This is a genomic window from Rathayibacter sp. VKM Ac-2803 (assembly GCF_009807175.1).
Classification (GTDB): domain Bacteria; phylum Actinomycetota; class Actinomycetes; order Actinomycetales; family Microbacteriaceae; genus Rathayibacter.
This window is the reverse complement of sequence record NZ_WUCD01000001.1, coordinates 3,839,005-3,861,214: the sequence shown is the minus strand read 5'-3', so window position 1 is coordinate 3,861,214 and position 22,210 is coordinate 3,839,005. Positions and strand designations below refer to the sequence as shown.

The window sequence follows — 22,210 nt, the reverse complement described above, 5'->3', positions numbered from 1 at the left end:
AGGGCCTGTGCGGCGTATCGGGTCCGTCGCACGAGTGATGCTGCCACGCCTCCGTCCCCATTTCGAGGGTCCGGCATTAACGGGGGGCAGATGCCACCCTTGCGGGTGTCAGACGGTCTCGCGCCGCTTCTGCCGGGCGGGCTCGGCCGGCTGATCGGGCCCGTTCCAGATCGAGACGATGCCCCAGGCCACCGCCGCGATCGGCACGGCGAGCACGGCTCCGACGATGCCGGCCAGGACGGTGCCGATGGTCAGCGCGATCAGCACGATCAGCGGGTGCAGCTTGAGCGAGCGGGCCATCACGACGGGCTGGAGGAAGTTGCCCTCGAGCTGGTTGACCACGATGACGACGATGATCACGATCAGCGCGGGGCCCGGTCCGCCGTCGACGAGTGCGACGAGTGCGGCGAGGATCCCGGCGGCCGTGGCTCCGACGATCGGGATGAAGGCCGTGATGAAGACGATGACGGCCAGCGGGATCGCCAGCGGCACCTGGAGGATCGCGAGGGCGACTCCGATCCCGATCGCGTCGACGGCGGCGATGGTCGCCGTGCCGCGGACGTAGCCGCCCAGGACGTCGACCGCCTTGCCGCCGACGCGCTGGGCGCGGTCGTAGCTCGAGCCGGTGAAGGGGCGGAGGAGGAACTCCCAGATCTTGGGGCCGTCCTTCATGAAGAAGAAGAGGACGACGATCATCAGCACGAGGCCGGTGACGAAGTTCGCCGCAGCTGCTGCGCCCGCCAGAGCACCGGAGCCGAAGCTGCTCGAGGTGAGGAAGTCCACGACGCTCTGGCGTGCGTCCTCGATCTGCTGCTCGTCGATCTGGAACGGCAGGTGCTGCACGTAGTCCTGCAGCGACGAGATGCCGTCGGAGGCGCTGCTGACCAGCTCGTCCCACTGGTTGCGCACGGCGACGGTGATCAGCCAGCCGACGGCGCCGAGGATCGCGAGGAGGCCGAGGAGCGCGATCCAGGTGGCGAGGATCGACGGGACGCCCTTCCGGCGCATCCAGGCCAGCAACGGGTGGATCGCCGAGGCGAGGATGATCGCGATCATCACCGGGATGAGCACGATCGTGAGCTGCGTCATCGCGAAGACCAGCACGGTCGCGAGGGCCAGGACGATGATCACCTGGAGGCAGCGGAGCGCGAAGCGGCCCGCTCCGTCCCTCCACACCGTCGGTGCCGGTACCGGTGCCGGCGCCGGAGTCGGCTCGGGACGCGGCTCACGGTCGGGGGTCGCGGGTCGGACGGTGCGGTCGAAGAAGCCCATGGGGTGAAACGTAGTGGAGCGGGGGATCGGCCGCCGCGGGTTGACGGGGCGGACCGGGGCTGCGGGGCCGCATCCCGCCCAGCCGTCCGACGAGTCAGGACCTGTGCTGGATCCGTCGTCGCGACGACGTATCGCCGATGAATAACACCCCAGAGCGGGGCGATCGCACCGATCCGGTGCCGGATCAGTTGCTCTCGCGACGGAATGCGCACTATGGTCGCGATGTCCATGCAAGCGTATGGGGTGCGGCACCCGAAGCCGCACCGCAGCACTGCGCCTGCTCGCGATCGCCTCGACGGCCGGGGACCCGAAACTCCCGTCCGCACCGAGAACACCGCCCGCGTCGAGAACCCGAAGCTCTCGCGCAGCACGACCGGGAACCCGAAACTCCCGGTCGCGTCACGGCGGATCCCACCCCGGAACACCCGCACACCCTGGAGCTCTACCCCTATGTCCACCACCCCTCCGCGGGGTGACTCCGGCACGCCTGCGCGCCTGCCTGAGTCCTCCGCCGCGCCCGCAGGCACCCCGTCCACCGATCGCCGATCCCTCGTCCGCGCCGCGCTCTGGAGCACCCCCGTGGTCGCGATCGCGCTCGCCGCACCCGCTGCCGCCACCTCCGCCGCTCCCGAGCCGCCCGTGAGCCGCACGACGTCGACCCTCGTCTTCGACACCTGGCAGAACAACGCCCACTGGGACGGCTCCGGTCACCGCACCGGCATCGACACCCGCATCCAGGTGCAGAACCGGTACTGGACGGACTCCGACCACCCGACGGTGGGGGCACCGGTCCCGACGCTGTCGGTCCGCGTGCGCTACCCGGCGTCGGCGCGGGTCGGCGCTCGCCCGGTCGCCCTGGCGGGTGAGGGCTGGAGCTGGACCACCGCGACGGCCGACGTCCGAGGCGCCGTCGAATACGTCTTCACCTGGTCGGGGGCGGCGCTCGCGGCGTCGCGCTCGACTCCCGAGCTGACGTACACGCTCAGCGCCGACGTCCCCGGTCAGGTGCAGCTCTCGGCCACGGCCTCGGCGCCGAACGCCGAGACGGTCGCCGCTCCCTCCTGGGGCGACACCGCCTACTGAGCCGTCCCGCGAGAGGCCGGGCCGGTACGCCACGCGCGGCGTGCCGGAGCGGCCTCTCGCGGAGGGCGAGCCGGGGTCAGGCCGGGACGCGCACCGTGAGCCCGCCGGGCTCGATCCAGGTGCGGAACGCCGAGGTCGAGCCGAAGGGATCGCCGTCGAGCTCGATCTCCTGCTCGCGCTCGAGGCGCACGACGAGCTCGCGGCCCTTCACGTAGCGGAGGGCCGCGACCTCCTTCGTCAGACCCATCAGCTTCTGGCCGACCACGCCGGTGCGGCGCAGGACGCCGTTCTCCCAGACCACCTTGAAGATGATCTGGACCCAGCCGAAGAACCCCTCGGGCCGCAGCAGCACGATGTCGAACTCTCCGTCGTCGACCGCCGCGTCGGGCAGCAGCAGGATGTTCGCCGGCAGCGAGCCGCAGTTGCCCACGATGATCGTGTGCGCGCGCACCTTGCGGGTCTTCGAGCCGTCGAGGCGGTAGCGGAACTCGAGCTGGTTCTTGTCCAGCAGCGCCTTCCGCAGTGCGTCGACGTAGGCGAGCCAGCCGGCGCGCTTCTTGAGGTCGTCGTCGGTGTTCGCGAGCATCTTCGCGTCGATGCCGAGTCCGGCCATGACGACGAAGGCGCGCCGCTCGCGGCCGCCCCCGCTCACCTCGATGTCGATCATCCCGACGTCGATCGGGCGGTCCTTGCCGGTGAAGGCCACGGTCAGCGCGTTGTCGACGTCGTCGAGCGTGAGGTCGAGGTTGCGCGCCAGCAGGTTGCCGGTACCCGAGGGCAGCAGCGCGAGCGAGGTGTCCGAGCCGCGCAGCGCCTCGGCGACCACGCGGACCGTGCCGTCGCCTCCGGCCGCGATCACCATGTCGACGCCGGCCTCGAGGGCCTCGCGGGTCTGGCCCGCGCCCGGGTCCTCGACCGAGGTCTCGAACCAGAGAGTCTCGTCCCACTCCGCGAGCTGCTCGGCGCGGGCGACCGCGGCCTTGACGGCCTCGAGGTCGACCTTCACCGGGTTGTAGATCATCGCGGCACGGCGGCGCTCAGTCATCCGATCCGTCCTCGTCCTCGATGCGGCCCGGCCGCACGGCGGCGTCGTCGCGGATCTCGATGTGCGTGTCGCCCGCATCGGTCGTCGAGACGTCGATGCGGGGAGCGGCATCGGCCTCGGTCGCCTTCGGCGCACTGGTCAATTGGTCTCGGCGATCATCCGCCATCTGGTCGCTCATCCCTGGACGGTAGCAGCGCGCTCGCCGAGCCCGCGCGGGGTTGCGCAGGGCCCTCAGCGCCCCGAACCGCGGGCCGCCTCGAGCCCCCAGAGCACCAGCGGGATCTGCAGCGGCAGGCGCAGGAGCGTGATCGCGCGGGTGCGCGGGCGCCGGGCGTCCCGCGCCATCTGCACGTTGCCGGGGAACACGGCGGCCATCAGCGCGGCGGAGGCGAGACCGCCCGCCGCCCGCGTCGGCGGCCAGATCATCGCGGCGGCGCAGGCGATCTCGGCGACTCCGGAGACGAGCACCCAGCCCCGCGCGGAGCCGGGCATCCTGCGCGGCACGACCGCGTCGAACGTGCTCGGGTGCGCCAGGTGCACGACTCCCGAGACGGCCATGGCCGAGGCGAGCACCAGGGGGCCGGTGCCGAGCGCCTCGCGGGTCACCGGTCCTCCGCGCCGCGCTCGAGAGGAGCGACGTGGTCGAGGATCCGCCGCCACTCGCGCACGACGGCGAGGCGGCCCGTGCCATCGACGCTCGCCGTGCGGGCATCGGCGAGGCGGCCGCGGTACCAGCGGCCGTCCTCGGCACTCGCGACCGGGTCGGCGTCGCCGTGCACGATCAGGGCGGAGGCGGTCACCCGGTCGAGCTCGTCGGCCCACGATCCGTCGCGCAGCGCGGCGAGGTCGGTCGCCGCTCCGCTCGGACCCTGCCGCCAGCCCTCGCCGAGCATCCGCTGCAGGCGGTTGCGCAGCCCGCCGTGGCTCGCGAGGACGGGGTCGTCGGAGTCCACCCCCAGTGCGTCGAGGCCGGGCTCGCCGTCGGGGAGGCCGGCGGCGATCATCGTCGAGTCCTCGCCTTCGAGGATCTCGCGCCGCTCCCAGGCGTCGGTCGGGCGCACCAGCACGCCGGCCTGCGGAGGCGCGGGGGTGCCGATGATCGCGAGCCGGTCGACGAGATCGGGGTGCCGGGCCGCCAGCGAGAGGGCGAACGCGCCTCCCGAGCCCCAGCCGACCACGCCGACGCTGCCGAACCGGGCGCCGTCGACCATGCGCGCGGTGCGCTCCGACCGCCGCAGGTACTCCGCGAGGTCGTCGGCGCGGTCCTGCACGGTCGCCTGCGCGGCGCTGACCGGGTCGGAGGCGCCGTAGCCGGGCCGGTCGAGGATCAGCAGGTGCAGGCCCCACGGCCCGGTGACCAGCGGATCGGGGTCGAAGCCGCCCGCACCCGGGGTGGGGTGGCAGAAGACGACCAGCCGGTCGGCGATCGGATCACCCGCCGCCGAGACGCCGATCCCGCGGCCGGACCGCAGCTCGAAACGGTGGTTCGCCATGTCGCCTCCGTACGCGCCGCCGTCGATCGGCGGAGCAGCCCCCAGTCAAGCGGACTGCGGCGCCCCACGAGAGGGCCTTGTGCGAGGGGTGGACGGTGCGCGGGGTGGGCGGTACCTCCTCCGACGCCCCCGGCGTATCGTGACGGCATGGCTGATCAACGACCGATCGGATACTGGCTGACCCTCGTCGACCGCTTGATCGAGGAGCGCTTCGCGCTGACGCTCGAGGAGCACGGCGTGACCCGGATGCAGTGGCAGCTGCTCGAACTGCTGCGCCGCGCCCCCGCCGCGGTGGACGAGCTCGACAGGGCGCTCGCGCCCTTCCTGCGGTCGGCGCCGGCGGAGGAGCCCGCGAGCGTCGTCGAGCACCTCGCCGAGCTCGTCGAGAGCGGCTGGGTGACCGCCGAGGGCGAGCGCTTCGCGCTGACCGAGCGCGGCGGAGTCGCGACCGCCCGCCTCGAGGAGGTGGTCGGCGCGGCGCGGACCGCGGTGACCGAGGGCGTGAGCGAGGAGGACTACGAGCGCACCGTGGCGACCCTCCGCCGCATCGCCGAGAACCTGGGCGACGCCTCCTGACACCCGGCGCGCTCCTCCGCTACCCCCTTGCCCGGGCCGGTGGGGTCGGGAGGAGAGTGGGGGAGCCGGCAGGTCGCCGGCCGGAAGGAGAAGGCGCCATGGATCAGAACGACCGCACCACCGGTGAGGACATCGAGAAGACCGAGGAGCTGCCCGACGGCACGGGGACCGACACCTCGCCCGGTGGCGGCGACACGGACACGGTCTCGGGCGGCGACGCGGACGAGTAGCGCCCGCGCACGAAGAAGGGCGGGGCGGCGAACGCCCCGCCCTTTCTCGGTCCTCAGACCAGCGGTCCGTCGCTCTCGCTCGTGCGGCGGGTGACCTGCTCGCCGCTGGCCGGGTCGACGGCCGAGCGCGTGGTCGCCACGGACTGGCGGCGCCGGGTCATCAGCACGAGGCCGAGCACCAGGCCGATGGCGCCCGCCGCCATCAGGATGTAGCCGATCAGCTTCAGGTCGACACCCGACAGCTGCACGTCCACGGCGAACGCGAGGACCGCGCCGACGACGAGGAGGAAGATTCCTGCTCCGATGCTCATACGTGCTCCTTCTGCGAACGCCGGCGTGCGCGCGAGGGCGTGCATCCGCACCGGCGCCCCCACGGTAGACCCGGGCAGCGACGCCGCGGAGGCCCTATCGGAGGCCACCCGCCGCGGTGTAGGGCTCAGCGGTCGGAGAGACGCAGCATCACGCGCGTGCGGTCGCCGCGGGTCACGATCCCCTCGATGAAGAGGAAGACGCGGTACTCGAGCCGGTACTTGCGCGCGAAGACGCGGCCGAGCCGCTCGACGGTCTCCTCGTCCGAGACGATGCGGGCCGACGCCTCGACCACCGGCGCGCCCTCCTTCACGCGTCCCCGGCGGTCGCAGGGGACGAGCGTCACCCGCGGATCGTTCCGCAGCCGCTTCACCTTGCCGCTCTTCCGGGGCGTGGTGATGATCAGCTCTGCGCCGTCGCGGGCGATCCAGACCGGCGTCGAGACGCCGGCACCCGTCTTGCGGAAGGTGGTCAGCGAGACGAACGACTCGTCGGCGAGCGCGGCGAGGGCGGGGGAGAGGGTCATGTCTCGAAGCGTGAGCGACGCGGGAGGGCCACCGCAAGCCTCCTCGCCGCGAGTCTGCTCCCGCTTAGGGTGGGAGCATGACCGTTCCGACGCCTCTGATCGGCCGGACCGAGGCGCCCGAGCTGCACGCGATGACCTACAACATCCGTCGGCGCATGCCCCGGCTCACCGCTCGCGCGGTCGACCAGTGGGAGCACCGCCGCCCGCTGATCCGCCGGCTGCTCGAGGCCGAGCAGCCCTCGATCCTCGCGATCCAGGAGGCGCTGCCCGACCAGGCCGCGTTCGTGCAGGACGTGCTCGGCTCGTCGTTCGAGGGCATGGGCTTCGGCCGCGACCCCGATCGGGGCGGCGAGCGCGTGATGCTCTTCGTCGACCGCAGCCGGTTCGCCGTGCGCGACTGGTCGCAGATCGCGCTGTCCGCGACTCCCGACGTCGCCGGCTCGCGGAGCTGGGGCAACCGGATCCCGCGCACGGCCGTGATCGCCGAGCTGACCGATCACGCCACCCACCGCGACCTGACCGTCGTCTCGACCCACTTCGACCACCTCTCGCAGCGGTCGCGCCTGTGCTCGGCCGAGCTGCTCGCCCGGCGGGTGCTCGCTCTCGGGCAGCCCGCGATCGTGATGGGGGACGCGAACACCGACGCCGGGACGGCTCCGTACCGGGCGCTGCTCGACGAGGCCGGCCTGGCCGACTCGTGGGTGGTCGCCGGTCGCCACCTCAGCCACTCCTGGAGCACCTTCTCGAACTACCGACCGCCGAAGCCGGGCCGCCGCATCGACTGGCTGGTCGCGACAGCGAACGCCTTCGAGGTCGTCGCCGCCGGGATCAACGCGGTGCGCTACGACGGCGCGGCCGCCTCCGACCACGAGCCGGTGCAGGCGCTGCTCCGCTTCACGTCGCCGTGAGAGGCGTCGTCCTCGTCGAGACCTTCCTGGTGCCGCCGCGCACCAGGGGCGAGTGGTTCGCCGATGTGGTCCGCCTGGCCGGTGTGGCGAGCATGGTGGCGGCGGGGATCGGCTGGGGCTTCGTCGACGTGATGGTCTTCGCGCTGTCCGCGATCGGCCTCGTCATCCCGCGCTTCCTCGGCATCCGTCCCGCGCTGGACGCGGCGTTCGGCGTCGCGCTGCTGGTCGCCTCCTGGAGCAGCGTGCTCGACCTGTACCAGGCGTGGGCGTCGTGGGACGTGGTCGTGCACTTCGTGCTGAACGGCCTTGTCGCGGCGGTCGCGTACATCGTCGCGGCGCGGGCCGGAGTCGTGCCTGCCGTCGCCGGCGACCGCGGTCCGCTCGCCCCGGCGATCGTGCTCTGCGCCTGCTTCGGGACGACGGCGGGCGTGCTGTGGGAGTGGGGCGAGTGGGCGGGCCACCGCTTCGTCGACTCGTCGATCTTCGTCGGCTACGAGGACACGCTCGGCGACCTGGCCGCGGGCGCGGTGGGATCGCTGCTGGCGGGCGCGCTGATGCGCTTCTGGTCGGCGAAGTCGCGCGCGGCGGCACCGGTCGACGCCGGCGCCGGCGCGACTCGACGGGGTGCGTGACCGCACACCGCTACCGCACCGACACCGCAGGGTCCTCGGAGCGGCCTGTGCTGCAGATCGATAGCCGTGCGATGTTCATCGAGATCGCCTCTGCCGTCCACCCGGAAGGGGTGAGCGCGGGGTGTGCTTGAGGTGGGCCCGTCCGGGCCTCCGATCTCCAAGGAGAACACGACGTGTCACGACTTCTCAGCCCCGCTCGTCGCGGGCGCACCGCGGTGACCCTCGCGGCCATCGCACTGATCTCGGGAGCGGCCCTCGCCGCTCCGAGCATCGCCACCGCAGTCGGCTCCGCCGACCTCAGCGCCACCGGAGGCGCCGCGCGCATCTCCCCGGTCGACGCCGACCTCTCCGACGAGCTGCGCGCCGAGGTGAAGGAGCAGGACGCGAAGAACGTCATCCTCCTCATCGGCGACGGCATGGGCGACTCCGAGATCACCGTCGCCCGCAACTACACGTACGGCGCGGCCGGCCGCTTCCCCGGCATCGACGCCCTCCCCATCACGGGCCAGTACACGACGTACTCGCTGTACCGCGCCGACGATCCCGCCACCGGCGCCGTCAAGGGCGCTCCGGACTACGTCCCCGACTCCGCCGCCACCGGCAGCGCCTGGGCGACCGGCACCAAGACGTACGACAACGCGGTGTCGGTCGACATCGACCAGAACCGCGAGGACACGCTGCTGGAGATCGCGAAGGCGAACGGCCTGAAGACCGGCAACGTCACGACCTCCGAGATCCAGGACGCGACGCCCGCCGTGCAGGCGGCCCACGTCGACGCCCGCAGCTGCTACGGACCCGACAGCCCCACCTGCGGCAACGACGCGCTCGAGAACGGCGGACTCGGCTCGATCAGCGAGCAGATCCTCGGCACCCGCGCCGACCTCACCCTCGGTGGCGGCTCCGCCACCTTCGCGCAGACCGCGAAGGCCGGCGACTGGAGCGGCCGGACCCTGTTCCAGCAGGCCGACGACCGCGGCTACCAGGTGCTCGGCGACGCGACCACCGCCGGCACCGCCGCGGAGCTCGAGGCCCTGACCGTGGCCGACCAGGACGCCCCCGTCCTCGGCCTCTTCGGCTCGGGCAACCTGCCCGTCCGCTACGCACCGACCCCCGCGACGGTCGGAGGCGGCGACGCCGCTCCCCAGACCTGTGTCGCCAACCCGGCCCGTCCGGCTGACCAGCCCACCCTCCGCGCCATGACCGAGAAGGCGATCGACCTCCTCGACACCGGCGACAAGGGCTTCTTCCTCCAGGTCGAGGGCGCCAGCATCGACAAGCAGGACCACGCCGCGAACGCCTGCGGTCAGATCGGTGAGACCGTCGACCTCGACGAGGCCGTCCAGGCCGCTCTCGCCTTCGCGAAGGCCGACGGCAACACGCTCGTCATCGTCACCGCCGACCACGCCCACACCAGCCAGATCGTGGACAGCACGCCCCCCACGTCGCTCAGCACCGCGCTGAAGACCGCCGACGGCAGCACGATGAAGGTCTCGTACGGCACGGCCGCCGAGGGCGGCTCGCAGCAGCACACCGGAACTCAGCTCCGCGTCGCGGGCTACGGACCGGGCGCGGCGAACGTCGCCGGCCTCACCGACCAGACCGACACGTTCTTCACCATCTCGAACGCGCTCGGCCTCGACCGCGACATCCGCTCGCTGAGCTTCTCCGCGACCGCCGAGCTCTCGGGCACGTCGTTCGCGCCCGGCGAGAAGATCACCCTGACCGCCGACGGCTTCGACGGCGACACCCAGCTGATCGGCTCCGCTCCGATGTTCACCGAGCGCACCGCGACGCAGGATCTCGTCGACGGAGGCCTCACCGTCTCCGCGAAGGCGCCCACCACGCCCGGCGACTACACCGTCACCGTGACCGGTGCCCAGACCGGCAAGGCCATCAGCCTGGCGTTCACGGTCACCGAGTAGCACTGCAGCCTCTCCGTCGGGAGGGGTGAACGGAGGAGGGTCGTCCCGCGGGGCGGCCCTTCTCCGCGTCCCGACGTGTCCGGGCGGCACGAGGTGGTCGCGTGCCGGGGTGAGGACTGCTGCGGCGGAGGCCCGGTCGAGGATGACGTCGGTCGTCGTCAGACCGTCGCGGGCAGCAGCTCGGCGAGCAGTGCCTCGACGCGAGCCTTGATGTCGTCGCGGATCGGGCGGACCTCGTCGAGCGACCTGCCCTTCGGGTCGGTGAGCTCCCAGTCCTCGTAGCGCTTGCCGGGGAAGATCGGGCAGACGTCGCCGCAGCCCATCGTGATCACGGCGTCCGACTCGCGGACCTGCTCGGTGGTCATCAGCGCCGGGACGGCCTGCGAGATGTCGATGCCCTCCTCCGCCATGGCCGCGATCGCCATCGGGTTGATCTGGTCGCCGGGCTCGGAGCCGCCGGAGAGCACCTCGACGGCGCCCCCGGAGAGCTGGCGCATGTAGCCCGCGGCCATCTGCGAGCGGCCCGCGTTGTGGATGCAGACGAACAGGACGGTGGGCTTCTCGGGCATGAGTGTTCCTTCCTCGAACACCCGAAGCATAGACCGCTGTCTATGTATTGCGCCAGGGGCTCAGGCTGCGGTCGCCTCGAGCGAGGCCAGCAGTTCGCGGACCCGCCCCTCGATGTCGTCGCGGATCGCGCGCACCTGCGCGAGCGGCAGGCCGACCGGGTCCTCGAGATCCCAGTCGAGGTAGCTGCGACCGGGGTAGATCGGGCACGCGTCACCGCAGCCCATCGTGATCACCACACCGGAGGCGCGGACCACCTCGTCGGTCAGCGGCTTGGGGTACTCGCCCCCGATCGGCACGCCGATCTCGTCGAGAGCGGTCACGATCACCGAGCGCACGGCGTCGGCGGGCGCCGAACCGGCCGTGCGCACCCGCACCCGGTCGCCCGCGAGGTGGCGGAGGATCGCGGCGGCCAGCTGCGATCGGCCGGCGTTCTGCACGCAGACGAACAGCACCTCCGGGACGCCCGAGCGTCCCGCGGCAGAGGCGTCGAGGGCGGTGAGGCGGTCGGTTGCGAACCGGGAGGTCAGCGAGGTGAGGTGCCGGGTCACGTGGCCGCGGTCGATGAGCAGATCGTGGCTCTCGCGGACGTAGCGCTCGACGGTCTCGGGCGAGAAGGTGCCGGCGAAGCGGGTGGCGAGGTCGGCGATGATCCGCTCGAGGACGTCGCCCTCGACGCGCGTCGGCGCCGGGGCATCACGGAGATACTCGGACACACGATCCAGCTGCTCCGGCACGATCGAGTACCAGACGTTCCGACCCTGCGGCTCACGCGAGAGGAGCCCCTCCGCGACGAGCACGCGGACATGATGACTGACGGTGGGCTGGCGCAGCTCGAGAGCGGCGGCCATCTTCCCGACGAGCTGCCGGCCATCCGCGCTGGCGAGGATCATCGACGCGATCCGCGCCCGCGTCGAATCGGCGAGCAGCCGCAGCGCACTGGTCGAGGTACCGGAATCCATAGATCAAAGTCTATGCGATAGTAGGCGCGTGACCCCGCCTCCCGCAGCCCTCCTCCGCCGCGTCGCCGCCGAGTTCGGCGGCTCCGCCGCGCTGACCGCGATCGTCGTCGGCTCCGGCATCGCCGCGACCGGCCTCTCCGACGACGTCGGCGTGCAGCTGCTGATCAACGCCATCGCCACCGCGTTCGGCCTGTTCGTACTGATAACGGTCCTCGGCCCGATCAGCGGCGCCCACTTCAACCCGGTCGTCTCGATGGTCGACCTCGCTCTCGGCCACCGCGGCGCCCGCGACATCGCACCGTACGTCGCCGCGCAGATCCTCGGCTGCGTCGCGGGCAGCGTGCTCGCGAACGTCATGTTCGACCTCCCGCCCGTCGCGTTCAGCGGCACAGATCGGATCACGCCGGGGCACCTCGTCGCCGAGGTCGTCGCGACCGCGGGGCTCGTCATCGTGATCTTCGTCCTCGCCGCCACCGGCCGGTCGGTCTTCGCGGCGGGGGCGGTGGCGGCCTACATCGGCTCCGCCTACTTCTTCACCAGCTCGACGAGCTTCGCGAACCCCGCGATCACCGTCGGCCGGATGTTCAGCGACACCTTCGCCGGCATCGCCCCCGGCTCCGCGCCACTCTTCGTCGCCGCGCAGCTCCTCGGCGCGCTGCTGGGCTGCGGAGTCGTCCGCGCCCTCGTCCCCCGAACGTCCCCCGCCGGGGTCCGATAGGCGCTGATCGGGCCCGCCCGCCGCCCGCCCTGCATGCTGGTCGAGTAGCCCCGCAGGGGCGTATCGAGACCCACCGGCTTCAGCGGATCAGCCCTCAGCCCTGGCCTGCTGGCGGAGGTGGATCTCGATACGCCCGCTGCGCGGGCTGCGGGCTCGATCAGCGAGGAGGGGGCGACGTGTACGGGGTCGATCCTCCAGAGACCCCCACCGTCGCCGCCTCACGCGCCGCACAACGAAGGCCAGCAGCCGCGAAGTCCCGGGAATCCAGGGTTTCGCCCCTTCCAGCCTCAGTTCTGCGGCAATGGCGCGCCGACCACCGGCCGCAGGGCGTCGAGCACCAGCGCCAGCGCCGGGTTCGCACCGCTCGAGCGGCGCCAGGCCGCGCTGACGATGCGCCTCGAGACCGGGTCGACCGCGGGCACGGCGACCACCGCCTCCGGGAGCGGCTCGCGCCCCAGCCGCGGCACCAGCGCGACGGCCGCCCCCGCCTCGACCAGCGAGATGTGCGTGCTGAAGTCCTCGTCGTAGAAGGCGATGTCGGGTCGGCTCCCGGTGCCGGCGAAGGTGCGCAGCAGCCACGCGTGGCAGATCGCGCCCGCGGGGATGCTCACCCAGGTCTCGTCGGCGAGGCGGCTCGGCGCGATCTCGGCGAGGCCGGCGAGCGGATGATCGCGGTGCAGCAGCACGTCGGCCCGGTCCTCGAGCAGGGTCTCGGTCTCGATCGACGGCGGCAGGTCGAGCGAGAGTCCCGGCCAGTCGTGCAGGATCGCGAGATCCGCGGCACCCCGCTCGAGCCGCCCCGACGCCTCCCACGGGTCGAGCTCGTCGAGGGTCAGGCGCAGGCGCGGCGCCCGCCGCCGGATCTCGCCGAGCGCGGGAACGAGCAGCCCCCGCATCGCCGTCGAGAACGCGACGACGCGCAGCGTGCCGGTCACCTCCTCCGCCGGCGCCGCACCGAGGTGCTCGAGCGCCTCGAGCTCGGCCAGCAGTCGCTCGCCCCGCCCCGCCAGCGAGCGGCCGTGCTCCGTGAGGAACACGGTGCGCCCCGAGCGCTCGGCGACCGGCGCCCCCGACTGCCGCTCGAGCCGCTTGAGCTGCTGCGACACGGCGGAGGGAGTGAAGCCCAGCGCCTCCGCGGCCGCCGCGATCGTGCCGCAGTCGCGCACCGCGATCAGGGCGCGGAGGGCCGATGGCTCGATCATGCAGCAACGCTACCGAATCGCCGGTAGGAGCCTGCGCTGGTGCTGCCGGGTCGCCTGCGCGAGGCTCGACGCATGACCCGTCGGCACAGCCTCCTCGCCCTCCTCGTCGTCGTCCTCTGGGGGCTGAACTTCGTCGTCATCGACTCAGGGCTCGCGGATGTGCCGCCGCTGCTCTTCCTCGCGCTGCGGTTCGCGGTGGTCGCCGTCCCCGCGGTCTTCTTCGTGAAGCGGCCGGAGGCGCCGTGGCGCACCATCGCGATGATCGGCGCGTTCATGAGCTTCGGCCAGTTCGCGCTGCTCTACCTCGCCCTGGCGCTCGGGATGCCCGCCGGTCTCGCCTCGCTCGTCGTGCAGGCGCAGATCGTGTTCACCGTGCTGATCGCCGCCGTCGTGCTGCGCGAGCGGCCGTCGCCGAGGCAGCTCGTGGGCGTGGGAGTCGGGGTGGCGGGCCTCGTCGTCGTCGCCGTCTCGCACGGGGCGGTCGCGCCGTGGCTGCCGTTCGTCGTCTGCCTCGGCGGTGCGCTGTCGTGGGCGATCGGCAACGTGCTGACCCGCCGCGCGAAGGGCGCCTCCGGACTCTCGCTCGTGGTCTGGTCGGCGCTCGTGGTGCCCGTGCCGGCGCTGCTGCTGTCGCTGGTCGTCGACGGCGGACCGGCGGTCGCGAGCGCGCTGCAGGGTCTGTCGCTCGTGGCGGTGCTGAGCACGCTGTACACGGCGGTGTTCGCCTCGCTGATCGGCTACGGCATCTGGAACTCGCTGCTCGCCCGCTACCCCGCCGCGGCGGTCGTGCCGTTCACCCTGCTCGTGCCGGTGATCGGCGTGCTCTCGGCGTGGCTCCTCCTCGGCGAGACGCCGTCGGTGGGCGAGCTCATCGGAGGCGCGGTGATGGTCGCCGGTCTCGCCGTCGCCACCGTGCGCCGCCGCGGGGCTGTCCCGGAGGTCGCTCCGGCGTAGGGTGTGCGGCATGTGCGGACGCTTCGCGATGGACTCCGAGACCGACGAGCTGATCCGCGAGTTCGTCGCGGCGGGCGGCCGGGCGGCCGACTGGGCGCCCGACTTCAGCGTCGCGCCCACCGACTCCGCACCGATCGTCCGCGAGCGCATTCGTGACGACGCCGTCGAGCGCGAGATCGAGCTGGCCTCGTGGGGCTTCACGCCCTCGTGGTCGAAGGGCAAGGGGCCGTCGCCGATCAACGCCCGGCTCGAGTCGGTCGCGTCGAACGGCCTGTTCCGTAGCGCCTTCGCGAAGCAGCGGGCGATCGTGCCGATGCGCGGCTACTACGAGTGGGAGGCGCGCGAGGACGGCAAGCAGCCGTTCTTCCTCCACGGCGACGAGCCGATCCTCGCGGCGGCGGGCCTCTACACGGCGCGCAAGGTGGCGGAGGAGTGGCAGGTCTCGTTCACGATCATCACCCGCGAGGCGAGGGACGCCTCCGGCGACGTGCACGACCGGATGCCGGTCTTCCTGACACCGGATGTCCGCGACGAGTGGCTGGACCCGACACCCCTCGCGTCGACGGAGGAGATGCTCGCGACCCTCGACCGCGCCTCGGTCGCCGTCGCCGCCACGATCACCGCGTACCCCGTCGACCGCCGGGTCAACAACTCCCGAACGGTCGACCGGCACGATCCGGGGCTGCTGACGCCGCTCGCGTCCTAGCGCGACGGAACCCGGAGCTTCGGCGAGCTACTTCGTTCCCGCGTGGCCCCTCCGGCGAAGCCGGTAGAAGGACACTCCCGGGTCATGCCGGATCATTTCGTTCCGGCATGACCCGGGAACGGCTTGCCGTTGAGCGACACCTCGCTCGGGTCCACCTCGACCGTGCCGACGTCGTCCGGGCCGCCCGTGCCGGGCACGGTCGTCACGTCGGCCGAGCCCGACGTCTCCGTCTGGCTCGTCGTCGGGTCCTGGTCCTGCTTCGCCTCGGTCTCGCGCTCGCTGCCGGGCGACTCCGCGCGGTCCTTCTGCACCTGCTCGCTGCTCGTCGAGATGGCCGGGGCCGCCCCGTCGGGAGCGCCGATCGTCGAACCCTGCTCTGCGTCGTCCATGGTGGTCACCCTTCGTCGGAGCTCTCCACGCTACGTGCGGGCCCGGAGGCCGGCACCGGCTTGACAGCACCGAGCCCCGACTCCGCCAGCCCCACTCTCACACTGCGCCCCGAATGGAGGACGTACTACCCTGGGGCGGAGGTCGCACCCGGGGGCGCGCCGAACGCCCGCACCCGCGCGAGGAGGAACAGTGGCATCCCATCGAACGGGCGAGACCCGCGTGGTCGGCACGACCGTCGGCGATCGCTACACGATCGAGGAGCTGATCGGCAAGGGCGGCATGGCGACCGTCTACCGGGCTCGCGACGAGATCCTCGGCCGCTCCGTCGCCCTGAAGATGTTCGCGCCGGGCATCGACGACGCGCAGGACCTCCAGCGCAAGTCCTCCGAGATCCGGCTGCTCGCCGCCCTCAACCACCCCGCCCTCGTGACGCTCTACGACGCGGACGACGGCGGCGACGACACCGGCGGCCAGGCCTACATGGTCATGGAGCTCGCCGAGGGCCCGAGCCTGGCCGAGCGCCTCGCCTCCGGACCGGTCGCGCCGAACGACGTCGCCTCGATGGCCGCCGATCTCGGCGAGGCCCTGCACACCGTCCACGCGGCCGGAGTCGTGCACCGCGACGTGAAGCCGTCGAACGTCCTCCTCGTGCCCAGTCCGCTCACGAGCCGCGAGTTCCGGCCCAAGCTCGCCGACTTCGGCATCGCGTACCTGATCGACGCCACCCGCATCACCTCGCCGGGCACGCTGATCGGCACCGCCGCCTACCTCAGCCCCGAGCAGGCGCACGGCGATCCGCTCACCTCCGCGAGCGACATCTACTCGCTCGGTCTGGTGCTGCTCGAGTCGCTGACCGGGCGCCGCCCCTTCACCGGATCGGCGATCGAGGTGACGATGGCGCGGCTGCTCCGAGACCCCGAGGTCTCCGAGTCGCTCGGCGGCGGCTGGACGTCTCTCCTGAACTCGATGACCCACCGCGAGCCGGAGGAGCGCCCGACCGCGATCGAGGTCGCCGAGTCGGCGCGCAGGCTCATCGATCCCCGGAGGGACGGGCCGCCGACGGCGATCATCGTCCCCGATGTGGTCAGGGCCGCCGAGCCCGCGACCGAGCGGATGCCGATGACCGGGGCCGCGACCGAGCTGCTCCAGGAGCCGACGCGGGCCACGGAGGCGATCTCCGCGACCCAGCTGCTCCCCGCGGCGACGGCGGTGCACCCGACGACCGGGACCCGCCCGATGCCCGCGGAGCCCGCTCCGACCCGGTCGGCCGCGGCCGCCGCGCCCCGTCGCCGCGGACCGAATCCCTGGCTCCTCGTCCTGATGCTCGCGCTGGTCGCGATCGCCGTCGGGCTGGCGGTCGTCCTGCTCGGGGGCGATCAGCAGACCCCGCTGCCCGCCGTCGACGGCGAGCTCGGGGAGAACCTGCAGCGCCTGCGCGAGAGCATCCGCTCGTGAACCGCCTCCGCGCCGGGATCGTCCTGGCCGCCGCCCTCGTGCTCTCCGGATGCTCCGCCGCCGATCCGGCGATCGACGACTCCACCGCGCAGACCCTCGACGACGGGGTCGTCGCGGTCGCCGAGCGCGCCTCCGCCGACGACTACGCCGGTGCGATGACCGAGCTCGACGCCCTGCAGGCGGCGCTCACCGAGGCCCTGAACGGCGGAGGAGTCACCGCCGAGCGCGCCGCCGCGATCCAGATCGAGGTCGACACGGTGCGCGCGGATCTCGCCGCCCTGGTCGCCGAGCCCGCCCCCGTCGAGACGCCGACCGAGGACCCCGTCCCCGAGGAGGAGACCCCGGTCGAGGAGGCCCCGGTGGAGGAGACGCCCGTCGAGGAGACGCCCGTCGAGGAGGCTCCCGTCGAGGAGGATCCCGCGCCCGTCGAGACCCCCGAGGAGGAGCCCGCGCCGAGCCCGGAGGAGACCGAGCCGGTCGAGGAGGAGCCGGCGCCCGTCGAGTCGGAGCCGGCCGAGGAGGAGCCCGGGACCGGCAACAACGGCAACGGCAACGGCAACGGCAACGGCAACAACGGGAACGGGAACGGGAACGGGAACGGGAACGGGAACAACGGGAACGGCAACGGCAACGGCTGAACCGTCGCCGTGCCCGCGCGTCAGTCCCGGGTGGCGATGACCGCGAAGGTGGCGTCGAGGTCGACGTCCACGTCGGTCCCGTCGGCGCGGGTCACCTCGACGTCGTAGGCGTGGTCGGCGTCATCGCTGCGCTCCGCCTCGGTCACGGTGCCGCCGCCGACCGCCGCGAGCGCGGCCTCGCTCGCGCGGGCGAGCTCGTCGCCGACGAGGTCGTCGGGGTCGACCGCCGGAGCGTCCGTGGGCGCGGAGGCTGCCGCCGTGCTGTCGCGGTCGTCGTCCGCGTCGACGACGATCACGCCGAAGGAGTCGTCGAGCCGCACGTCGTACTCGATGCCGTCGTCGCCGCGCAGCTCCAGCTCGTAGCCGGTGGCACCGTCGTCGTCGCGCTCGGCCGAGGTCACGATCCCGCCGCCGATCTCGGCGATCGCGGCCTCACTGGCGCGATCGAGGTCGGAGCCGGTCAGCCGGTCCGAGCCCTCGAAGCCGTCCGTCGCCGCGTACGCGATCCCCGTGCCCGCACCGACCAGCACGATCACTCCGGCGATCCCCGTGATGATCTTCGTCTTCTTCTGCATGATCCGCTCCGTCTCCGGCGCCGCTCGTCGACGCCGCGCCCACTCTCGCCCGCCCCCGCTGAAGCCCCCCTGAAGCGCCGTCCCGCCCGACTACCTCCGGCTCGCAGAATCGCGTTCGGCTCGCGGAAGCCGCTCGTTCTCGCGAGCCGAGTGTGTTTTCACGAGCCGAACTCGCCGTCCGCCCATCTCCGGCTCGCAGAATCGCGTTCGGCTCGCGGAAGCCGCTCGTTCTCGCGAGCCGAACCTGTTCTCACGAGCCGAACCTGCGCCCGCCACGAGCCCGCTCAGCGCTCGCGCGGCACCCGCAGCGTCACCCGTGCGCCCCCGAGCGGCGACGCCTCGACCTCGACCGAGCCGCCGTGCGCCGCCGCGATCTCGGCCACGATCGCGAGACCCAGCCCCGACCCTCCGGCGTCGCGCGCACGCCCCTCGTCGAGCCGCACGAAGCGCTCCAGCACCCGCGCTCGCTCCCCGACCGGGATCCCCGGCCCGTCGTCGTCGACCGCGAGCACCGCCCACGTCCCCTCGGCGCGCGTCGCCACCGCCAGTCGCGAGTGCCGGTGACGCACGGCGTTGTCGACCAGGTTCCGCAGCGCCCGCCCGAGCAGTGCCCCGTCGGCCACGGCCTGCACCGGCGAGACCCCGCCCGCCTCGACGGCGACTCCGGAGTCGCGCAGCCGCCGCACCTCGCCGAGCGCCAGATCGTCGAGGTCGACCGGCGCGGCGACCACCGCCAGCCGTGCCTCGTCGGCGCGCGCGAGCAGCAGCAGACCCTCGATCAGCCCGCCCATCCGCACCGACTCCTCGGCCACCGTCGTGGCGAGCCGAGCGGAGTCGAGCCTGTCCGGGTGCGCGAGCGCCACCTCCGCCGTCTGCCGCAGCGCCGCGACCGGCGACCGCAGCTCGTGCGACGCATCGGACACGAACCTCCGCTGCCGCGACTGCGCGCTCTCCAGTCGCTCGAGCATCCGGTTGAGGGTCTGCGCCAGGCGGTCGATCTCGTCGCCCGACCCCGGCTCGGCGACCCGCCGGTCCAGCGCGGAGGCGGTGACCGCGTCGGCCTCCGCGCGCATCCGGTCCACGGGGCGCAGCGCCCGCCCGACCACCACCGCGCAGACGACGGCGACGAAGAGCACGAGCAGCGGCACCGCCACCGCGAGCAGCGCGATCGTCGTCGCGACCGCCTCCGCCCGGCCCTCGTCGGGGACGCCGACGACCACGAGCGAGCCGTCGTCGAGCTCCTGCGTCGCCACGACGACGGGATCCTCGTCCTCGGGTGTCGCGGTGAACGGCTCGTCCACCTCGTCGGTCGCGAGAGGGGGGAGGTCCTCGGCGTCCTCGCCGGCCGCCACGACGCGCCCGTCGACCACCAGTTGCACCACGCCCTCCGAGGCCCGCACCGCACCGGCACCGCCGCTCTCGACCAGCGCGCCGATCCGCTCCGCCTCCGCCTCGGCCGACGTCGCCGCGCTCGCCGCGAGAACGGACGAGAGCACGAGCACGAACGCGATCCCGCCGAGCACCGCCGCGAGGGCGACCACGGCCGTGGCCGCGAGCACGATGCGGGTGCGCAGCGACCGCCTCCTCACGGCGCCACCAGCGAGTAGCCCGCACCGCGCTGCGTGCGGATGGTGTCGACGCCGAACGGCCGGTCGATCTTGTTGCGGAGGGTGCGGATGTAGACCTCCACGATGTTGGGGTCGCCGTCGAAGTCGAAGTCCCAGACGGCGCCGAGCACGTCGCGCTTCGAGACGACGTCGCCGGCGCGCGAGACCAGGTACTCGAGCACGCTGAACTCGCGCGCGGTGAGCGCGATCGGCATCCCGCCGCGCTCGACGCGCCGCGCGGCCGGGTCGAGCACGAGGTCGCCCACCACCTGCACGGTCGGGCGCTCGGCGGCGCCGCGGCGGATCAGCGCGCGCAGCCGCGCCACGAGCACCGGGAACGAGAACGGCTTGGTGAGGTAGTCGTCGGCTCCGGTGTCGAGCGCCTCGACCTGGTCGAGGTCGCCGTCCTTCGCGGTCAGCATCAGGATGGGCGTCCAGTCCTCCGCGGCGCGGAGCCGCTCGCAGACCCGGAAGCCGCTGACATCGGGGAGCATCAGGTCGAGCACGATCGCGGCGTAGTCGGCCTCGCTCGCGAGCCAGAGGGCGTCGGTGCCGGTCGTGGCGGTGTCGACGGCGAAGCCCTCGGCCTCGAGCCCGGTCTCGAGCGCGCGCAGCAGGTTGATCTCGTCGTCGACGACCAGGATGCGGATGGCGGCCTCCCGAGGCTCGGCTCGCGCGCCCCGCGCGGCTCGGCCCAGGCTAGCGGCGACCCTGCTGAAGCCCGCCTGAAGCTCTGGGCACCCGATGTTTCCCCGCGTGCGGTACACACGGGGGATGACCGATCTGCAGCGCCGCCTCGGCACCGGCGACGCCGTGTTCATCGGGCTCGGCTCGATGCTCGGCGCCGGGCTCTTCTCGGCGTTCGCCCCGGCCGCCGCCGCGGCGGGCCCCTGGCTGCTCGCCGGCCTCGCGCTCGCCGCGCTCGTCGCCTGGGCCAACGCCTCCTCCTCGGCGCAGCTCGCCGCACAGCACCCCCGCTCGGGCGGCACCTACGTCTACGGCCGCGAGCACCTCGGCGAGTGGCCCGGGTTCCTCGCCGGCTGGGGCTTCGTCGTCGGCAAGACGGCCAGCTGCGCGGCGATGGCGCTGACCTTCGCGGCCTACGCGGCGCCTCCGGGGTGGGAGCGACCGATCGCGGCGCTCGCCGTGGCCGCCCTGGTCGCCGTGAACACGCTCGGGGTCACCCGGACCGCGCTCGCGACGCGCGTCATCGTGTCGATCGTGCTGGTGGTGCTCGCGCTGGCGGTCGCCGCGTCGGTCGCGGGCGGCCCCGCGCCGGTCGGGGCGTTCACCGGCGCGTTCGACGCGTACGGGGTGCTGCAGTCGGCCGGACTGCTGTTCTTCGCCTTCGCCGGCTATGCGCGCCTGGCGACGATGGGGGAGGAGGTGCGGGATCCGTCCCGCACGATCCCGCGGGCGGTCCTCGGCGCCCTCGCGCTCGCCGTGCTCGTCTACGCCGTGATCGGGTCGTCGCTGCTCGCCGCCCTCGGTCCCGAGGGGCTGGCGGAGTCGACCGAGCCGCTCGTCGAGGCGACCGCTGCCTGGCCGTGGGTCGCCCCGGTCGTCCGCGTCGGCGCGGCGGCGGCGAGCCTCGGCGCACTGCTCGCCCTGATCGCGGGCATCGGCCGCACGACGCTGGCGATGGCACGCGAGGGCGACCTGCCGCGGACGCTGGCCCACGTCGATCCGGTGCGCAGCGTCCCGCGCCGCGCCGAGGTCGCCCTCGGCGCCGTCGTGATCGTCCTGGTGCTGACGCTCGACCTGCGCTCGGCGATCGGCTTCTCGTCGTTCGGGGTGCTGCTCTACTACCTGGTCGCGAACCTGTCGGCGCTGCGGCAGGAGCCGCCGTTCCGCCGCTACCCGCGCGCCGTCGCCGTCGGCGGGGCGATCGGCTGCGTGGTCCTCGTCGTCACGCTTCCGATCGGCTCGATCCTCGGAGGCGTCGCCGTCTTCGCGATCGGGGCGGTCTACCGCTTCGCGAGGCTGCGGCGCGCCCGCTCGCAGTGAGCGGGCGCGCCGAGGGTCACTCGTCGCGGTCGGTGTACTCGCCCTCGACGTCCGAGTCGGCGCCAGCCGTCTCGGTGTCGACGTAGCTGCCCTTCTCGTCGCTCTCCTCCTCGTGCGCGGAGGTGTCGACGTAGCTGCCCTGCTCGTCGCTCGCGGTGTGCGAGACGCCCTCGGTCGAGGTGTACTCGCCATCGGGAGTCGCGGTCGTCTCGGTGTGCGCGGTCTTGTCCGCCAGGTGGCGGCCGCGGCGGGCGGCGCTGTCGGTCTCGGGAGTCTCGTCGTCGTGTGCCATGTCGGGTCCTCGCTTCATCGCGTCCGGAGCGGCGCGCCACCTGATCGGGGGCGCCGGGTTCTGCTCGTCCGACGATTCTGCATCCGGGCGGGCGGTGCAAGGTGTTGCGGCTGCACATCCGTGCCGGTCGCCCCCTGCGCA

Annotated in this window: 27 protein-coding genes; 12 read left to right on the top strand and 15 right to left on the bottom strand. The window is 73.0% G+C overall.

Annotated elements, in window-relative coordinates; all coding sequences use genetic code 11:
* Window positions 1–108: 108 nt before the first annotated feature.
* Window positions 109–1,272: an AI-2E family transporter gene (locus GRS96_RS18195; protein WP_159852944.1), complete on the bottom strand. Its 1,164-nt coding sequence runs from the start codon at window positions 1,270–1,272 to the stop codon at window positions 109–111.
* A gap of 450 nt (window positions 1,273–1,722) precedes the next feature.
* Here GRS96_RS18195 and GRS96_RS18190 point away from each other — a divergent pair, with 450 nt between their 5' ends.
* A complete protein-coding gene (locus GRS96_RS18190; protein ID WP_159989135.1) occupies window positions 1,723–2,355 on the top strand; it encodes a hypothetical protein in 633 nt (210 codons plus the stop codon).
* A 76-nt stretch (window positions 2,356–2,431) separates the two neighbouring features.
* On the opposite strand, the gene GRS96_RS18185 is transcribed toward GRS96_RS18190, so the two are convergent.
* From GRS96_RS18185 to GRS96_RS18170, 4 genes are read right to left on the bottom strand one after another with little or no spacing between them, the layout of a single operon-like run.
* A complete protein-coding gene (locus GRS96_RS18185) occupies window positions 2,432–3,400 on the bottom strand; it encodes a diacylglycerol/lipid kinase family protein (protein WP_159989134.1) in 969 nt (322 codons plus the stop codon).
* Window positions 3,393–3,578: a multidrug transporter gene (locus tag GRS96_RS18180; RefSeq protein ID WP_159852941.1), complete on the bottom strand. Its 186-nt coding sequence runs from the start codon at window positions 3,576–3,578 to the stop codon at window positions 3,393–3,395. The genes GRS96_RS18185 and GRS96_RS18180 overlap by 8 nt, the downstream gene beginning before the upstream one ends.
* A gap of 53 nt (window positions 3,579–3,631) precedes the next feature.
* The gene (locus GRS96_RS18175; RefSeq protein ID WP_236553660.1) at window positions 3,632–4,006 is read right to left on the bottom strand and encodes a DoxX family protein; all 375 of its coding nucleotides are present in this window, start codon (window positions 4,004–4,006) and stop codon (window positions 3,632–3,634) included.
* Complete coding sequence (locus GRS96_RS18170; protein WP_159852939.1) at window positions 4,003–4,893, bottom strand: alpha/beta fold hydrolase; 891 nt, start codon at window positions 4,891–4,893, stop codon at window positions 4,003–4,005. The genes GRS96_RS18175 and GRS96_RS18170 overlap by 4 nt, the downstream gene beginning before the upstream one ends.
* Before the next feature lie 147 nt (window positions 4,894–5,040).
* Here GRS96_RS18170 and GRS96_RS18165 point away from each other — a divergent pair, with 147 nt between their 5' ends.
* A complete protein-coding gene (locus GRS96_RS18165; protein WP_159852937.1) occupies window positions 5,041–5,469 on the top strand; it encodes a MarR family transcriptional regulator in 429 nt (142 codons plus the stop codon).
* Between the two features lie 98 nt (window positions 5,470–5,567).
* Window positions 5,568–5,699: a hypothetical protein gene (locus tag GRS96_RS20810; RefSeq protein WP_268817131.1), complete on the top strand. Its 132-nt coding sequence runs from the start codon at window positions 5,568–5,570 to the stop codon at window positions 5,697–5,699.
* A gap of 53 nt (window positions 5,700–5,752) precedes the next feature.
* Here the strand turns inward: GRS96_RS20810 and GRS96_RS18160 are convergent, their stop codons facing one another.
* Window positions 5,753–6,010 (bottom strand): DUF6458 family protein, encoded by a 258-nt coding sequence (locus GRS96_RS18160; RefSeq protein WP_159852935.1) that lies wholly within the window; start codon window positions 6,008–6,010, stop codon window positions 5,753–5,755.
* Window positions 6,011–6,135: 125 nt separating this feature from the next.
* Window positions 6,136–6,534: a PPOX class F420-dependent oxidoreductase gene (locus tag GRS96_RS18155; protein ID WP_159852933.1), complete on the bottom strand. Its 399-nt coding sequence runs from the start codon at window positions 6,532–6,534 to the stop codon at window positions 6,136–6,138.
* Window positions 6,535–6,611: 77 nt separating this feature from the next.
* Between GRS96_RS18155 and GRS96_RS18150 the strand changes: the two genes are divergently transcribed.
* From GRS96_RS18150 to phoA, 3 genes are all read left to right on the top strand, one after another.
* Window positions 6,612–7,442, top strand: coding sequence for an endonuclease/exonuclease/phosphatase family protein (locus GRS96_RS18150; RefSeq protein WP_159852931.1), 831 nt, complete (start codon window positions 6,612–6,614; stop codon window positions 7,440–7,442).
* A complete protein-coding gene (locus GRS96_RS18145) occupies window positions 7,439–8,074 on the top strand; it encodes a hypothetical protein (protein WP_159852930.1) in 636 nt (211 codons plus the stop codon). The genes GRS96_RS18150 and GRS96_RS18145 overlap by 4 nt, the downstream gene beginning before the upstream one ends.
* 173 nt (window positions 8,075–8,247) lie before the next feature.
* Window positions 8,248–9,996, top strand: a complete 1,749-nt coding sequence (phoA, locus tag GRS96_RS18140) for an alkaline phosphatase (protein ID WP_159852929.1) — start codon at window positions 8,248–8,250, stop codon at window positions 9,994–9,996.
* A gap of 158 nt (window positions 9,997–10,154) precedes the next feature.
* On the opposite strand, the gene GRS96_RS18135 is transcribed toward phoA, so the two are convergent.
* Together GRS96_RS18135 and GRS96_RS18130 are read right to left on the bottom strand one after the other, a co-directional pair.
* On the bottom strand, window positions 10,155–10,565 hold the full coding sequence (locus tag GRS96_RS18135; protein WP_159989133.1) for an arsenate reductase ArsC: 411 nt from the start codon (window positions 10,563–10,565) through the stop codon (window positions 10,155–10,157).
* Window positions 10,566–10,625: 60 nt separating this feature from the next.
* Window positions 10,626–11,525, bottom strand: coding sequence for a metalloregulator ArsR/SmtB family transcription factor (locus GRS96_RS18130; protein ID WP_159989132.1), 900 nt, complete (start codon window positions 11,523–11,525; stop codon window positions 10,626–10,628).
* A gap of 28 nt (window positions 11,526–11,553) precedes the next feature.
* On the opposite strand from GRS96_RS18130, the gene GRS96_RS18125 reads away from it, so the two are divergent.
* A complete protein-coding gene (locus GRS96_RS18125) occupies window positions 11,554–12,243 on the top strand; it encodes an aquaporin (RefSeq protein ID WP_159989131.1) in 690 nt (229 codons plus the stop codon).
* Between the two features lie 287 nt (window positions 12,244–12,530).
* Here the strand turns inward: GRS96_RS18125 and GRS96_RS18120 are convergent, their stop codons facing one another.
* The gene (locus GRS96_RS18120; RefSeq protein ID WP_159989130.1) at window positions 12,531–13,445 is read right to left on the bottom strand and encodes a LysR family transcriptional regulator; all 915 of its coding nucleotides are present in this window, start codon (window positions 13,443–13,445) and stop codon (window positions 12,531–12,533) included.
* A 72-nt stretch (window positions 13,446–13,517) separates the two neighbouring features.
* Here GRS96_RS18120 and GRS96_RS18115 point away from each other — a divergent pair, with 72 nt between their 5' ends.
* On the top strand, window positions 13,518–14,399 hold the full coding sequence (locus GRS96_RS18115; protein WP_159852925.1) for an EamA family transporter: 882 nt from the start codon (window positions 13,518–13,520) through the stop codon (window positions 14,397–14,399).
* Window positions 14,400–14,409: 10 nt separating this feature from the next.
* Window positions 14,410–15,105, top strand: a complete 696-nt coding sequence (locus tag GRS96_RS18110; RefSeq protein ID WP_159852924.1) for an SOS response-associated peptidase — start codon at window positions 14,410–14,412, stop codon at window positions 15,103–15,105.
* 92 nt (window positions 15,106–15,197) lie between these two features.
* Here GRS96_RS18110 and GRS96_RS18105 read toward each other — a convergent pair whose 3' ends face one another.
* A complete protein-coding gene (locus GRS96_RS18105; RefSeq protein WP_159989129.1) occupies window positions 15,198–15,494 on the bottom strand; it encodes a hypothetical protein in 297 nt (98 codons plus the stop codon).
* Between the two features lie 190 nt (window positions 15,495–15,684).
* Between GRS96_RS18105 and GRS96_RS18100 the strand changes: the two genes are divergently transcribed.
* A complete protein-coding gene (locus tag GRS96_RS18100) occupies window positions 15,685–16,950 on the top strand; it encodes a serine/threonine-protein kinase (protein ID WP_159989128.1) in 1,266 nt (421 codons plus the stop codon).
* Entirely contained in the window at window positions 16,947–17,588 is a 642-nt protein-coding gene (locus GRS96_RS18095) for a hypothetical protein (RefSeq protein ID WP_159989127.1), read from the top strand. The genes GRS96_RS18100 and GRS96_RS18095 overlap by 4 nt, the downstream gene beginning before the upstream one ends.
* 20 nt (window positions 17,589–17,608) lie before the next feature.
* Here GRS96_RS18095 and GRS96_RS18090 read toward each other — a convergent pair whose 3' ends face one another.
* The 3 genes from GRS96_RS18090 to GRS96_RS18080 form a co-directional block, all read right to left on the bottom strand.
* Window positions 17,609–18,163 (bottom strand): PepSY domain-containing protein, encoded by a 555-nt coding sequence (locus GRS96_RS18090; protein WP_159989126.1) that lies wholly within the window; start codon window positions 18,161–18,163, stop codon window positions 17,609–17,611.
* Between the two features lie 284 nt (window positions 18,164–18,447).
* A complete protein-coding gene (locus GRS96_RS18085) occupies window positions 18,448–19,752 on the bottom strand; it encodes a sensor histidine kinase (protein WP_159989125.1) in 1,305 nt (434 codons plus the stop codon).
* Complete coding sequence (locus tag GRS96_RS18080; RefSeq protein ID WP_159989389.1) at window positions 19,749–20,420, bottom strand: response regulator transcription factor; 672 nt, start codon at window positions 20,418–20,420, stop codon at window positions 19,749–19,751. The genes GRS96_RS18085 and GRS96_RS18080 overlap by 4 nt, the downstream gene beginning before the upstream one ends.
* Before the next feature lie 124 nt (window positions 20,421–20,544).
* On the opposite strand from GRS96_RS18080, the gene GRS96_RS18075 reads away from it, so the two are divergent.
* On the top strand, window positions 20,545–21,777 hold the full coding sequence (locus GRS96_RS18075; protein WP_159989124.1) for an APC family permease: 1,233 nt from the start codon (window positions 20,545–20,547) through the stop codon (window positions 21,775–21,777).
* Window positions 21,778–21,793: 16 nt separating this feature from the next.
* On the opposite strand, the gene GRS96_RS18070 is transcribed toward GRS96_RS18075, so the two are convergent.
* A complete protein-coding gene (locus tag GRS96_RS18070) occupies window positions 21,794–22,069 on the bottom strand; it encodes a hypothetical protein (protein WP_159989123.1) in 276 nt (91 codons plus the stop codon).
* Window positions 22,070–22,210: the final 141 nt, after the last annotated feature.

Coding starts and splice junctions, on each gene's coding strand:
- GRS96_RS18195 (WP_159852944.1), bottom strand. CDS start 1,272: ATGGGCTTCTTCGACCGCACCGTCCGACCCGCGACCCCCGACCGTGAG.
- GRS96_RS18190 (WP_159989135.1), top strand. CDS start 1,723: ATGTCCACCACCCCTCCGCGGGGTGACTCCGGCACGCCTGCGCGCCTG.
- GRS96_RS18185 (WP_159989134.1), bottom strand. CDS start 3,400: ATGACTGAGCGCCGCCGTGCCGCGATGATCTACAACCCGGTGAAGGTC.
- GRS96_RS18180 (WP_159852941.1), bottom strand. CDS start 3,578: ATGAGCGACCAGATGGCGGATGATCGCCGAGACCAATTGACCAGTGCG.
- GRS96_RS18170 (WP_159852939.1), bottom strand. CDS start 4,893: ATGGCGAACCACCGTTTCGAGCTGCGGTCCGGCCGCGGGATCGGCGTC.
- GRS96_RS18165 (WP_159852937.1), top strand. CDS start 5,041: ATGGCTGATCAACGACCGATCGGATACTGGCTGACCCTCGTCGACCGC.
- GRS96_RS20810 (WP_268817131.1), top strand. CDS start 5,568: ATGGATCAGAACGACCGCACCACCGGTGAGGACATCGAGAAGACCGAG.
- GRS96_RS18160 (WP_159852935.1), bottom strand. CDS start 6,010: ATGAGCATCGGAGCAGGAATCTTCCTCCTCGTCGTCGGCGCGGTCCTC.
- GRS96_RS18155 (WP_159852933.1), bottom strand. CDS start 6,534: ATGACCCTCTCCCCCGCCCTCGCCGCGCTCGCCGACGAGTCGTTCGTC.
- GRS96_RS18150 (WP_159852931.1), top strand. CDS start 6,612: ATGACCGTTCCGACGCCTCTGATCGGCCGGACCGAGGCGCCCGAGCTG.
- GRS96_RS18135 (WP_159989133.1), bottom strand. CDS start 10,565: ATGCCCGAGAAGCCCACCGTCCTGTTCGTCTGCATCCACAACGCGGGC.
- GRS96_RS18130 (WP_159989132.1), bottom strand. CDS start 11,525: ATGGATTCCGGTACCTCGACCAGTGCGCTGCGGCTGCTCGCCGATTCG.
- GRS96_RS18120 (WP_159989130.1), bottom strand. CDS start 13,445: ATGATCGAGCCATCGGCCCTCCGCGCCCTGATCGCGGTGCGCGACTGC.
- GRS96_RS18115 (WP_159852925.1), top strand. CDS start 13,518: ATGACCCGTCGGCACAGCCTCCTCGCCCTCCTCGTCGTCGTCCTCTGG.
- GRS96_RS18110 (WP_159852924.1), top strand. CDS start 14,410: ATGTGCGGACGCTTCGCGATGGACTCCGAGACCGACGAGCTGATCCGC.
- GRS96_RS18105 (WP_159989129.1), bottom strand. CDS start 15,494: ATGGACGACGCAGAGCAGGGTTCGACGATCGGCGCTCCCGACGGGGCG.
- GRS96_RS18090 (WP_159989126.1), bottom strand. CDS start 18,163: ATGCAGAAGAAGACGAAGATCATCACGGGGATCGCCGGAGTGATCGTG.
- GRS96_RS18075 (WP_159989124.1), top strand. CDS start 20,545: ATGACCGATCTGCAGCGCCGCCTCGGCACCGGCGACGCCGTGTTCATC.
- GRS96_RS18070 (WP_159989123.1), bottom strand. CDS start 22,069: ATGGCACACGACGACGAGACTCCCGAGACCGACAGCGCCGCCCGCCGC.